Here is a 13142-nt window from a genome sequence, read left to right on the forward strand (position 1 = left end):
CTAGCTGACTGGTCCGCTAGTTAGAGGTTCAATTGTTAAATAAAATGGAAATATGTTTACTTGTTATCAGGTAAGTATTCTACAATTTAGTTACTAAAAAAAAAATCATAATAGAAACTAAGCAAAAATATAAAGTATAAAGTATGTTACAAAAACCACCTAATCAATTTAGGGAGAAATGAAGGTGGCGTCACAATCTTCTACAGATAGGGTACATTTCAAGAAACCACAAATAATTTTAGCGATCGCGTCGATGGCGAGTGGTGCGGCGCTTGTAGTTAGTATTTTTACTAAAGCATCTTTGGCAGTAACGTTATTGTGTTTAGGGATATTTGCCCTACTGATGATGATATCGAAATGGTCACGTACTTCAAGCATTGAACGACCAGTAATTAAGAAAAAAGCTTTGATTGGAATTGTATCGGGGTTTGTTGCGACGGTAGGATACGATATATCAAGGTTGTTATTAGTAATGGTAGGTGGATTAAAGTTTTGGCCTTTTGAAACGTTTGTTTTATTTGGCAAGTTGATTATTGGAGAGGGAACATCTAAAACGGCGGCTTATACAGTTGGTACGATGTACCATTTTTTGAATGGAATGTTGTTTGCTGTAGCTTATTGCTTTTTATTTGGTAATCGTAACTGGAAATTTGGTGTTCTATGGGCGCTAGCACTGGAAGTATCAATGTTTACCATTTATCCTGGTTGGCTTGACCTAAAAGCGGTCATGAAGGAATTTACGATAGTTTCTTTATCTGGTCACATGGTGTATGGTGCCGTGTTAGGAATTTTGGCACAACGTTGGCTGACATCTACGAGTAGAAGTAAGTTGGGAGGGGATGCTAATGATTGAATTTTGGTGGGATCATCTACCTTTAAAAGTTAGGCATATCTCTTCAATGTTGGCTCTTGTTCTAGCCGATGGAATTTATTTGACAGCATTCAGAGGTGTTGCATCGACGCCCCCTTTGATTTTATTATTAGGGTTTTTTATAGGTTTGTCACATTTTTGGTCTGGTGATACTTTTACTTACTCAATTCCAGCGATGGTATTAATGCTGGTTATCAGTAGTTTCAGTGCTGCCTTGGGAACCTGGTTGTGGCTGGGTTATGTAGTTGGGGATTTTATTTTATTTCCACATTTACAAAACCCCAACTGGTTAAATCTTGATACTTGGATTTATGTTCGATTACCTTTATTCCTATCTTATTTTTTATTGAGCTTTCTACTTGTTTCTATACCTTTAAGTACGAGATTATTGCGACGGTTGACATTGCCAAATTTGGAAGAAAAATTGTCATCTCTAACCTTTGCCCAACGTACTTTTATGACAGTAATTGCAGCAGGACTACAAGCAATTATTGTGAGTGTTTTAGTGTATATTTGGACACAATCAGTCCCAACATTAATTCGACCTGTATATACTTGGCAAGGTCAACAACCATCAGTTGCAGCAATCGCTCCTATACAGCAGAAGGGTCAAATACTAGTAATAATAGCAGCAATTTGTGGAATTATTAGAGTTGTATTGGAGTACCGTGCCTTAATTAACTCAAGTGTTAAAGAACGTTTATCAAAATTTCAAATAGCATTTAGCCAAACTGTAGCTAAACAAAAATCATTACCTGTTTGGTTAATAGTGCCGATTAAAGCGGCTTTTAGTATATTTATGCTTTCTGGAATTATTTCAAGCTGGTCAGATGTAATACTTTTGGGAGTTCCCTTGCTACTAGCTATGTTTATAAGGGAAGGTCTATTTGTCCGGCTAGATGCTCGATTGGTTTATTGGATTTGTAAAATACCTCTTTTAATCAGGCTGATAGCTGCTTGTGTAATTAGCTATCTTTTGGCGGGAATAATTGTCAGGTCAATGTGGAATAGTACTTCTACTTTTTTGCCAATAGTTATTTCGACAATTGTTGGCTATGCTGTTTTTTCAATTCTTACGCTTAATTCTCATTACCGTACACCCAAAGAAATAATTGCTGGTGGTGGACAGTCATGAGTAAATATATCATTGCATTTATAGTATTATTTATAACTTTATTTGGGTTTAACCAAACAGCTTTGGCTGATAACTGTGGTAGCCTTTCTGATTGCTATGGTGTTATCCGCAATGCAGCGATCGCTGGGGGTTTGATAGCAGTTTTTATTGGATTGGCGTTAGATTTTACACCAATTATTGGGGATATTAAAGGTATCATTGAGGCGTTTACTGGGCGCGATCGGGTTACGGGTCAAAGATTGGAGTGGTGGGAACGGCTTTTGGGTGCTATTCCTATTTTGGGAAGGGTGGGTGATTTAGCCCGTGTTGGTAGAGTGATTGATGGTATAGGTGATGTTGCTAGAAGAGCGGATAATTTAGGTGATGTTGTTAGAGGAGCGGATAATTTAGGTGATGTTGCTAGAGGAGTGGATAATTTAGGTGATGTTGCTAGAGGAGCGGATAATTTAGGTGATGTTGCTAGAGGAGCGGATAATTTAGGTGATGTTGCTAGAGGAACGGATAACGTTGGCAAAGTATCTGGTGCAGCACAAAGAGAAGTTTTGTCTCATGTATCAAGTGATGTTAGCAAATCATTCGACAATATTGATGACTACAGAAGGACAGAGCTTGGAAGACCACCATATACAGGAGATAGAGCAGTAGATGGAGTTGTTTCCAAATTTGAAGTTGGAGGCAAAGAGTTCTTTGGACACAATTCTTGGGCAGGAAGAGGAGCAGAAGCTGACCAACAAGCAAGACAAGCTTTCCGAGATGCAGGTTTATTAAATCCTTCTGGGAGACCACCAGTTGGTGGTACTGCTAATCATGCTGAAGGTCATGCATTTCTACAGGCACAACAAGCTGGTGCATTAAATGGAGGACATGGGAGACTTTTTATTGACTCAGATATGTGTGGGTATTGTGGTAGAAACGGAGGAGTGAAAAATCTTTTTCTTGGTTCAGGTCTAGATTCATTGGAAGTATTTGAAAGATTACCTGATAGTAGAATTATTAGAACTGTATTTCGCTGATAGTTTTAGGGTACTTATAAATGTTTGTTAAGATTTTAAGTTATGAAAACTTAAACGATAAATCTCGTAGCGTAGAGGTTGTAAACCCAACATGGTCAGATATTCGAGATGCAATTCTAAAATTAGATGGGCATTATCGGTCATCTATTTCACTTATGAAAGATGAAGATGACGAATATGAAGAATATATGGGAATTGGCGGAGGAGGCAACAGCGGCTTATACATCTGTTTTATAAGCACTCAAAATCCAAATGATTGTGATTGGCAACTTTACGATCCATCAAAATCATCGTCAGATTCTGTCGAGATTATAGCTGGACAAAAAACATGGTTTGCTTTAAATGTATGTGTTGGTATTAACGAAATTCTAAAAGCAAGTGAAGCTTATGCAAGATTTGGTAAAAAGGATGAATCACTTTATTGGCGAGAATATGAATAGTTTAGCTTTTTAATAGAAGCAGCCTAAATGGAAACTAACTATTAATGTAATCTACCAAACCCACCAAATAATTAGTTTACAAAGATAGCGTTAAGATGATAGATAAGTAATTATTATATTGTGGTGATACTCGTAAGGATCTAGCCGGGATACCTGATAGCTTTAAGCTAAAGGATAAAAACTGACAATAGCTCTGGCCTTGCCCCGAGACGCGATCGCACAATGAATTTATCCCACTGCTATTCCATGCCATCACGTCGGACGGCTTCCCAAATTGTTAAGCCTCACTGGTACTCGAGCTTCCTTTTCTTGGTTTGCGTCCTCAGTGTGCTTTTTCAGGAAGAAGAACATGAGCCGGAACAAGTCATTCTTGAGACTCGCGATCGCCGTTGATGATGACATCACCAATGAATCCTAAGTTCGACCCCAAACCAAGCAAGAACGCACCAGCAACGGAAAGTGTGGCAGCAAGCGGTGGAGAAAGCTAGTGGTAAAGTTCCGTCAGGTCGCATCGTGAAAGATGTGGTTGAGCGTATTATGGAACGTATTAACTCCATTCCACACCCTAGGGTGTCTATTCTTGTCATGGATGAAGCCACCAGCGCTTTGGATACTGAAACTGAAAAAATTATTGACCAAAAACTACGTCAGCGAGGATGTACCTGCATTATTGTGGCACATCGTTTGAGTACCATCCGCGATTGTGATGAAATTATTGTCTTGGAACGGGGGAAAGTCGTGCAACGGGGCACTCATGAAGAATTGCAACAAGTCGAAGGATCGTATTTGCAATTAATTCGTAGCGATGGGGATGCTCTTTGATTGCAAAGCAACATGATTCAAGATAATTTAGTGTTATGTCGCATTGTGCAAAGTGCTATGTCTAAAGAGGCGACTATTGGTTCGGCTTGGTTCAAAAGATTTGGTATTGTCATTGGTAGTGCAATTGTACTGTCTGGAAATTGCACGTTTGCCCAAATCACTCCAGATACAACTTTACCGACTCATTCCCGCGTAAATACAATTGGCAATACAGTCAATATTGAAGGTGGAACTCAAGCTGGAAGTAATTTGTTCCACAGTTTTCAAGAATTTTCCGTACTCAAGGACACGACAGCTTATTTTAGAAATGCCTCAGATATTCAAAACATTATTAGTCGAGTTACGGGACAGTCTATTTCTAATATTGATGGGTTAATTCGCGCCAACGGTACGGCAAATTTGTTTTTGATAAATCCTAACGGAATTGTCTTTGGGCAGAATGCACGATTAGAGATTGGCGGCTCATTTTTTGCCACATCTGCCAATAGTATGAAATTTGCAGATAGATTTGAATTTAGCGCTACTAATCCAGAATCTACACCTTTATTAACCATTAATGTGCCTATTGGTTTGCAATTGGGGAGCAATGCTGGAAATATTGTGATAAGGGGGTCGAATTTACAGGTAAATACCGGTAAGAGTTTAGCACTTGTTGGTGGTAATGTGAGTGTAGATGCAGGGAAAGTTGTGGCTTCTTCAGGAAGCGTGGAGTTAGGGGGAGTCGTAGGAGAAAACACCGTAGAACTTTTTCCTAACGGGGATTTATTGAGTTTAATTTTTCCCCAAGTGTCACGAGGGGATGTATCTCTTACCAATCAAGCTACAGTCAATGTCCTCTCAAACAGTGGGGGTAGTATTACAGTCAATGCAGCCAATTTAAATATGTCAGGGGGAAGCCAATTTTTGACGGGAATTTCAGGGGTTAGCTTCCCCAATATGCAGGCGGGAGATATTAAAATTAACGCCACTAGAACAGTTGCGATCGCAGACGGTAGTAAAATTTCTAATGAAGTTGCACAAAATGGTGTGGGCAATAGTGGAAATATTGATATAAATGCTGAGTCACTATTTCTAAGCAATAACTCCATTTTTACAGCTAGCACCCAAGGCGAGGGAAAGGCAGGAAATATCACTATCAATACTAGCTCAGTGTCTGTAACTAATGATGCTTTTTTAGCTGCCAGTGCCAATGGGTTGGGAGATGCAGGCGATATAACCATTAATGCCCGCGATACTGTCTCCTTTGACAATGGAGGCAAAGCATATACTGATGTGAACCGAATTCCTTTTAGTCCTATTACGGAAGTCAGGGGTAATGGAGGTAACATCAAAATTAGCAGTGGTTCACTCTTCGTGACCGATGGCTCTCAACTCGTTGCTAGCACCCAAGCTGAGGGAAATGCAGGGAATATCACTATCAATACTAGCTCAGCTTCTGTAACTAATAATGCTTTTTTCGCAACTAGCACCAATGGGTTGGGAGATGCAGGCGATATAACCATTAATGCCCGCGATACTGCCTCTTTTGAGAATGGAGCCAAATTATATACTAATGTAAGTTTAATTCCCTTTAGTACCAACACGGCGGTTGAAGGCAATGGAGGTGACATCAAAATCAGCAGTGGTTCGCTCTTCGTAACCAATGGCTCTCTACTGAATGCTAGCACCCAAGCCGAAGGAAATGCAGGGAATATCACTATCAATGCTGGCTCAGTGTCTGTAATGAATGAATCTTTCTTAGCAGCCAGTGCCAATGGGCAAGGAGATGCAGGCAATATAATTATTGATGCCCGCGATACTGTCTCTTTTGAGAATGGAGCAAAGATATATACTGATGTAAATCTGATTCCCTCTAGTGCAGTTAGGGAAATTAAGGGTGATGGAGGTAACATCAAAATCAGCAGTGGTTTGCTCTTCGTAACCAATGGCTCTCAACTCAATGCCAGCACCCAATCTCAGGGAAATGCAGGGAATGTCACTATTGATGTTCGCGATCGCGTTTTATTTGACCGAGCAGCTCAAGTATACACCAATGTTGCGGGGACAGGTAAGGGAGGGGAAATCAGTATCACGACAGAATTGCTTACCGTAACCAATGCTTCTAAACTGAATGCCAGCACTTCGGGAGTGGGAAATGCAGGCAATTTTACCTTTGCCACTGAATCACTATCTGTAACAAATAACTCTGAATTGAGCGCTAGTAGTTCGGGAGTGGGAAATGCAGGGAATTTCACGATCGATACTGGTTCACTTTCCGTAACAAATGAATCTTTTTTAGCCTCTAGTGCCAATGGGCAGGGGAATGCAGGCGATATAACCATTAATGCCCGCGATACTGTCTCCTTTGACAATGGAGCCAAAGTCTATACTGATGTCAATCTGCTTCCTTTTAGCAGTAATACAGAAGTTACAGGTGACGGAGGCGACATCAGAATTAGAAGCGGAGCACTCTTCATAACAAACGGCGCTCAACTCATTTCCAATACCCAACGTAAGGGAGATGCAGGCAATATAACCATCAATACTGGTTCCCTTTCTATAATCAATGATGCTTTCTTAGCTTCTAGCGCCAACGGACAGAGGGGAAACGCTGGGGACATAACTATTGATGCGAGCGATCGCGTATTATTTGATAAAGGTAGTGCATTTAGTAACGTTGGAGTCTGCTCTTTAATCGCCGTTGGCTGTATCCCAAGTAACAATACCATCGAAGGCAATGGAGGCAATATTACAATCAAAGCGCCATCTTTCCAACTCAGAAACAGTTCGTTTTTGGCTACTGGAGTCGGCGATGATATTTTTGAAAATAAGGTAGAGGGAAACGCTGGCAATATATCAATCTATCTTAAAGATGATTTATCTTTAGAGCGGAGCTTTATCACAACCAGACTTTTTACCAATGGAAAGGGCAAAGCGGGAGATATAGATATTCGGGCAGGGTTTGTCTCCTCTTATCAATCGTTGATATCTGCAAGCACCCAAGGGCAAGGAAATGCTGGCGGAGTGTCCGTGCAGACGACGGGTGCAATTTTCCTAGCTGATAGTGACATCTCTACCTCCGTACAAAAAGGGGCTATTGGGGATGCTCAAGGGATTAGTATTACAGCGCAATCGCTCTCATTAACAGATGGCGCTCAACTCAATGCAGTTACCTCAGGGGAAGGAAAAGCTGGTAATATCCTCATCAACACAACAGATAAAGTTTCCGTATCTGGAACTAATACAACATCGGCTCCCCCCAACCTTTTTCAGGACAATATCCCACCTCGGTTTAATTCCCCTCCCAAATTTGTAGATGGAGTGGAGAGTGGTATATTTACCAGCACCAATTCCTCTGGAGTTGGCGGTGATATCACAGTGAATACGAACAGGTTCAGTATTTCCAACGGCTCGGTTATAGATGCCCGAACTACAGCCAGTGGAAGCGGAGGAGCAATTCAAATCTTGACAAATAGTTTTGAGGCAATATCGGGTGGGCAATTGAGCGCTATCACATCTGGTAGTGGAGCTGCAGGTAGCATCAATCTCAATGCCACTAATGCTGTGACAATAAGAGACAGCGATCCAACTTACTTGACACGACTTGCTCAATTCGCTGGTAACAACATCGACATCTATGGTAAACCGAAAGTGGGTAATCAAGGTGCAGCCAGTGGATTCACTGTAAACAGTACGGAATTGGGAAGTGCAGGCGACCTTACAGTACAAGCTAACTCTATTCTGTTAAATAACGGCGCAAAAATCAGCGCTGACACTATAGGTGGTGGGGGAAATATCTTTCTCAGAGTACCCCTATTACTATTGCGTCGTGGTAGTAGTATCACTACCAATGCCAGTGGAGACAATATTACTGGTGGCAATATTACCATAGATGCTAGAAACGGTTTCATCGTCGCCTTACGATCGGAAAATAGTGATATTCGCGCTGATTCTGAAAACTTTCGTGGCGGGAATATCAGCATTAACAATGCGGCGGCTCTCTTTGGTATCAAAATTAGACAAGAACCTTCCCCACAAACAAGTGATATTACTGCCAAAGGTGCAACTCCTGATTTAATTGGCAGGCTGGAAGTTGATACCCTAGATATAGATCCCACTAAAGGATTAGTTCCTTTAACAATAGACGTGGTAAATGTTGCGGGTTTAGTCGATGACAATATCTGCGCTCAAACGGCAAACAGTAGTTTCACTTACACCGGACGTGGCGGTTTAGCTCCCTCTCCCAACAACATACTTAATAGTAATACTGTGTGGGAAGATTGGCGGCTCATGGCTGTACCAAGGGAAAGAAGGGGATCGGAGCAGGAAAGCAGGAAAGAAAAGTTACAAAATACAAATCTTGGCAATACATCCACAGATGAAATTATCGAAGCTCAAGGCTGGGCCGTTGATAGGAATGGGGATGTTATGCTTGTTGCTAATGTGCCTACAGTCACGCCTCGAAAGCTAGAAAATTCTCTATCTGGATGTAAGGTTTAGTAGAAGACGCGAAATTTCGCGTCTCTATAGGAGTTACAGATAAAAACGTTAAAGCTCCCAACCAAGTTATATCTCGCTTTCTGCAACTCTTTCCCAAAGCAAAACGGGTAATGATACCGCGCCCTGGTGGTGGCAGTGCTATTTGTGCAATTCAAGGTATTGGCTTTACTGACAAAAAGGATATGCCAATGTCAACAACTGACACATTGACAGCAACAAGTGTGGAGCTTACTCATAATTTACCGCTTCTAAAAATCTACCCAGACCTAACCATAAGTGGATAAACATGGACAGCAACATGAACTCTGCGGTATAAGTTTTCAGCAATATCCACTAACGCTTTCGCTTGGAACTAGCCCGACTTTTACCATTGGCTACTCGTTCGGCGTAGTCCTTAACCAGTGAACTCCAGTTAGAAACGGTATAATACTCATGCCTAGACCGTATTACATCGCATTGCTTGACGAAATTATTAACTTTTCCCCACCCGTGCCATACGTGTTTTCTAGAATTCATTTCCAGATAAGCGGACATGGCACGCGGTAATCTTTCACTCAAGTTCATACCTCTACGAGCAATGACAATTGCCGCAGCGATATCACTTGAAACACCATACATCCGTGAATATTTAACTAATCCAATTAAGCTTGTAAATGCGGGATTTTTCTGGATTAGGCTAATACCACGATTACTTAAAATACTTTCTAACAGTTGATAAAATCGGTTGTATGCCCAGCTTGATAACATTCTAGCATACTTTCTACCTTTTTCGCGTAACTGTGCTTTTGAATCGGAAAAGTCTAACTCCTCACATACAATTAGACAAGCATACTTTTTCCCTAATTCTGCAAGTTGTAAACAGACTTTAACTATTTGTCCGGTTTGTTTATTCTGAGGCAATCCCATCTGCAAAGGAATGGCACCTTTAGCTTTGAGATTACCTTGGCAATCGACATATGCCCAGCCGATAGAGCCGGGATTTATATCAATTCCGATGCATCCATATTGAATTGGTCGGCTGACACGTTCTACAGTTTTAGGTGTAAACTGAATGGCTGCAACCCATTTACCATCTTGACGATAAAAATGCCAAGTTTTAGCACCGTCATCGGGTAATCTGTTAATGTTTCTCTCAAAGTTACCAAGCTTAGTTTCAACATACTTACCGAATTTTGGTTCTAAACAGTAAGGAACTCTGAACCGGATATTGTCACCATCCCACTGACAAGTTTGGTTTCCAAAAGATTCATCTTTAGAACCAACTACAAAAACGTTATCTCGGGGGACAAATACTTGTAGAGTCGCTATTTTCTGATGTTTTATTTTTTGTTGTGTTTGATAAATGTATCGTTTTTTATTGTGAAGGAGAAACTTGAGATGACGCCAATTGGTTGATTTAAACTGTACCGAACACGATAATGGGAATTGACAACCCGTTTGGGATTTTTGCCAGTTCTTTTTAGCATAAAACTTTTGAGCGTTGAATAATCGTTTTTCAGCAGCTTTGACCCAATCAAGAGCAGATTTTAACTTGGCTTCTAACTGATTAATATGATGGAGGCGACATTTTTTAGCGGAGTCTACACGTCCAGTAGCATCAGAAATAATACCATTAGCATGGCGTTTATTGATGTTATAGGTTTTCTGTAGATAAGTGTTCCAATCAGCTTTATTCAACTTTTTTCCGGTCAGTAAATGATTAACTGTCTCACAAGTCGCTTTGTGAACTATTGGCGAATACGCTGCTAAAAACATCTCGAAATCTGTCAACCCGAGATTGTTCAGTTCGTATTCTGGTGTAGGAAGTCCTTTGCAATATGTGAGCGGAGTCATTGTTCGACCTTTTTTCTGCTATATATTCATAGAGCAATATTTTAACAAGAAGGCAGCTATTTCGAGGGCAGATGGCAGAAGGAATATGCCTTCGTACTTCTCAAGGGCGAAAGGGTGCAAAGGGTCTAAGTCCCCCACCATAACTCCGGTTTGGTGGTAAGCAATTGGTGGTGGGTTGAAGCCCCTCCATTCATGGATGGGGTCTTCTCCCCTGCTCGGGTGCTCCCTGCCCCTCTGCCTCTTCTTTGACCGAACACCTGTTTGTTTCAATGTCAGAGTTGGTGTCCGCAAACAATTAAAAACCGTCCCTGATTGGAAACAACGGCTAAGAGAATTTGTTGACCAACTTCTATCAGACCTACCTAATGAAGAGTAGCAATGGGTAGAGATGGGTAGGAATTAAGTTACAGTTCCTTGCCCTTGTCCTTCCTGTCCCCAACACAAAAATGATATCTGCCCATTGGATGGATTCACTGCATAAAGGGATTTCTGCTTCAGAGTCGAGTCCGGCTGATTCTACCTCCAATCCCTCATATTCACAGAATACCGCTTCGGCTGTCGGACTGCGTAAGCGATTTCGGCTGCAAATAAACAGTAATTTCTTCATCACAAACTTTTGGCTCCTTTACATATATAGTTTGCTATGGGACGAATTATGCACTTTGCTCTCATGGCAAGCGATCGCTTCGCTACTGCTTAGCGATCTGCCGCTATGCAGTTCGCTACAGTTAACCAATGGTTAACACTTTTTTGATTCTTGCTGCTACCGCAAGCCCTTGAAGCTACTTGTAGTATTCAAGAGGACATGAATCGGGGCAAGGAACTGTAACTTGATTCCTACCCATAGTTACCCTTCCATACCTAAAAAAGGGTAACTATGTGTCAAAATTGTTGTGACCAAACCTTTGATGCCGTCAGGCGTTGAGCACGTAAAGATGCAAAAGATATGGAATTTGTTGAAGTCGTGACCAAACCTTTGATGCCGTCAGGCGTTGAGCACTCAAGCAGTGGTTCAAAAAACAGCCCGATGATGACGTGACCAAACCTTTGATGCCGTCAGGCGTTGAGCACGATAGGAGATGAAATCAACACTGTCTTGAAGCACTAGTGACCAAACCTTTGATGCCGTCAGGCGTTGAGCACCGAGGAGTGTTTTGGGAAAAACACTTGATGATTTAGTGACCAAACCTTTGATGCCGTCAGGCGTTGAGCACGAAATAGACCATGCCTAGAAACAGATGGTGTAGATGGTGCCCAAACCTTTGATGCCGTCAGGCGTTGAGCACAAGATTGAGCTAGGGAGCGCTATCACAATTGTTCTTGTGACCAAACCTTTGATGCCGTCAGGCGTTGAGCACTAGCGAGTATGCGATCGCGTGACCTGCTCCAACAGTGACCAAACCTTTGATGCCGTCAGGCGTTGAGCACAAAATTTAGGCGATCGCCTACCCGATTTACTTCAGGCGTGACCAAACCTTTGATGCCGTCAGGCGTTGAGCACGAACTTTACAAATGCACTCTTGACGAACTCATAGAAGCGTGACCAAACCTTTGATGCCGTCAGGCGTTGAGCACTTTTTAAAGCGATAGTGTCACTTCATAAACAAGATAGTGACCAAACCTTTGATGCCGAACTAGCTTGCTTGTTGACCAAATCGCCTTTGCAATTCGGCTTCTGCTTCTTCAATTGTCATGGTGACTGGGTTGGGATTAGCCGCACGTCGTTTATCCATGTAAGCGTAGAAAGCTTCATCGTCATTGCGATTTGCTAAAATCTATAGATTACTAATAGGGGCTTTGCTCCGGATATAGCAGCTTAATGCGCTTTTGTCTTAATGCTAATTCTTCTTGGTGTAGCTGCTCTAACTGCTCTACTATCTCTTCTTTTACCCCTATAATAGAAGCCATTTCCCGAATTTTTTTCCTTTCCTCTTCATGAATTTCTCCATCAGCAGCAGCAGCCCTAATTGCTGTGAGAAGTAAATCTCTTTGTGCCATAGACACTTGAGGAGAGCGAGCAATGACATCTACTAAATCTTCATCTGCCTCGTATGCTTTTAGCTCTTCAATTACCCAGTCTGCTACTCCCCATGATGCACAGAATCCAATAGCCCAATCTTTTTCTTCTTTTGAGAGAACTCCATCTCCTTTAGAGCAACATAAAACTGACTTCATATAAATGCAACAATCTTCATCTGTAGGAATCTCGCTAAAGCCAAAGAACCAATTAAATATCCAAGATTGACCAAGTTTTTTGATGTCAGACATGACTTTTCCTTCTACCTACTAAATTTTTTAAATGTCTGTGATAGTGTGAAATTATGCTGAAATCTTATCAGTAATAGAGCAAAGAGACAAGGACAGTTAAGATAGTTATTAGACTTTAGATAAAAAAGCAAATTCGCATCTGATTCTGCTAACTCAACGTAGTTTTGTGCCCACTGATTAAATCCATCCACCAGTTGCTCAAAATCTACTCCCATCATTACACGTCTGATAGTTGAGTATGAAGAATAAATGTTGAAATACTCTCAAGCCTAACAACCACT

General features: G+C 41.3%; 10 protein-coding genes, 2 pseudogenes and 1 CRISPR repeat array. Of the genes and pseudogenes, 8 read left to right on the forward strand and 4 right to left on the reverse strand.

The window, feature by feature from the left end; translation table 11 throughout:
* The first annotated feature begins 184 nt into the window (after positions 1-184).
* The 8 genes and pseudogenes from ACYRY3_RS28665 to ACYRY3_RS28700 all read left to right on the forward strand — a co-directional run bounded on the left by ACYRY3_RS28665 (position 185) and on the right by ACYRY3_RS28700 (position 9044).
* Entirely contained in the window at positions 185-853 is a 669-nt protein-coding gene (locus tag ACYRY3_RS28665) for a DUF6789 family protein (RefSeq protein ID WP_460205077.1), read from the forward strand.
* Positions 846-2006, forward strand: a complete 1161-nt coding sequence (locus ACYRY3_RS28670; protein ID WP_460205078.1) for a hypothetical protein — start codon at positions 846-848, stop codon at positions 2004-2006. Before ACYRY3_RS28665 ends, ACYRY3_RS28670 begins: the two co-directional genes overlap by 8 nt.
* Positions 2003-3019, forward strand: a complete 1017-nt coding sequence (locus ACYRY3_RS28675; RefSeq protein WP_460205079.1) for a pre-toxin TG domain-containing protein — start codon at positions 2003-2005, stop codon at positions 3017-3019. Before ACYRY3_RS28670 ends, ACYRY3_RS28675 begins: the two co-directional genes overlap by 4 nt.
* Before the next feature lie 20 nt (positions 3020-3039).
* Positions 3040-3459 carry an Imm1 family immunity protein gene (locus tag ACYRY3_RS28680; protein ID WP_460205080.1) on the forward strand — a complete coding sequence of 140 codons (420 nt, stop codon included), beginning with the start codon at positions 3040-3042 and terminating at the stop codon, positions 3457-3459.
* Positions 3460-3681: 222 nt separating this feature from the next.
* Positions 3682-3852 (forward strand): hypothetical protein, encoded by a 171-nt coding sequence (locus ACYRY3_RS28685; RefSeq protein WP_460205081.1) that lies wholly within the window; start codon positions 3682-3684, stop codon positions 3850-3852.
* 180 nt (positions 3853-4032) lie between these two features.
* Positions 4033-4281, forward strand: a pseudogene (locus tag ACYRY3_RS28690) (NHLP family bacteriocin export ABC transporter peptidase/permease/ATPase); the annotation flags it as partial.
* A 12-nt stretch (positions 4282-4293) separates the two neighbouring features.
* On the forward strand, positions 4294-8760 hold the full coding sequence (locus ACYRY3_RS28695; protein WP_460205082.1) for a two-partner secretion domain-containing protein: 4467 nt from the start codon (positions 4294-4296) through the stop codon (positions 8758-8760).
* Positions 8761-8870: 110 nt separating this feature from the next.
* Complete coding sequence (locus ACYRY3_RS28700; RefSeq protein WP_460205083.1) at positions 8871-9044, forward strand: hypothetical protein; 174 nt, start codon at positions 8871-8873, stop codon at positions 9042-9044.
* A gap of 49 nt (positions 9045-9093) precedes the next feature.
* Here the strand turns inward: ACYRY3_RS28700 and ACYRY3_RS28705 are convergent, their stop codons facing one another.
* The 4 genes and pseudogenes from ACYRY3_RS28705 to ACYRY3_RS28720 all read right to left on the reverse strand — a co-directional run bounded on the left by ACYRY3_RS28705 (position 9094) and on the right by ACYRY3_RS28720 (position 12861).
* Positions 9094-10593 carry a nuclease/transposase family protein gene (locus ACYRY3_RS28705; protein WP_460205084.1) on the reverse strand — a complete coding sequence of 500 codons (1500 nt, stop codon included), beginning with the start codon at positions 10591-10593 and terminating at the stop codon, positions 9094-9096.
* Between the two features lie 436 nt (positions 10594-11029).
* Positions 11030-11200 (reverse strand): annotated as a pseudogene (locus tag ACYRY3_RS28710) (arsenate reductase/protein-tyrosine-phosphatase family protein); the annotation flags it as partial.
* A gap of 286 nt (positions 11201-11486) precedes the next feature.
* A CRISPR array of direct repeats spans positions 11487-12168; the repeat unit is 36 nt; unit sequence GTGACCAAACCTTTGATGCCGTCAGGCGTTGAGCAC.
* A gap of 59 nt (positions 12169-12227) precedes the next feature.
* Positions 12228-12368: a DUF6887 family protein gene (locus tag ACYRY3_RS28715; protein ID WP_460205133.1), complete on the reverse strand. Its 141-nt coding sequence runs from the start codon at positions 12366-12368 to the stop codon at positions 12228-12230.
* A gap of 10 nt (positions 12369-12378) precedes the next feature.
* Positions 12379-12861, reverse strand: coding sequence for a TerB family tellurite resistance protein (locus tag ACYRY3_RS28720; RefSeq protein WP_460205085.1), 483 nt, complete (start codon positions 12859-12861; stop codon positions 12379-12381).
* Positions 12862-13142 lie beyond the last annotated feature (281 nt).

It is taken from the genome of Scytonema sp. NUACC21 (assembly GCF_054684315.1).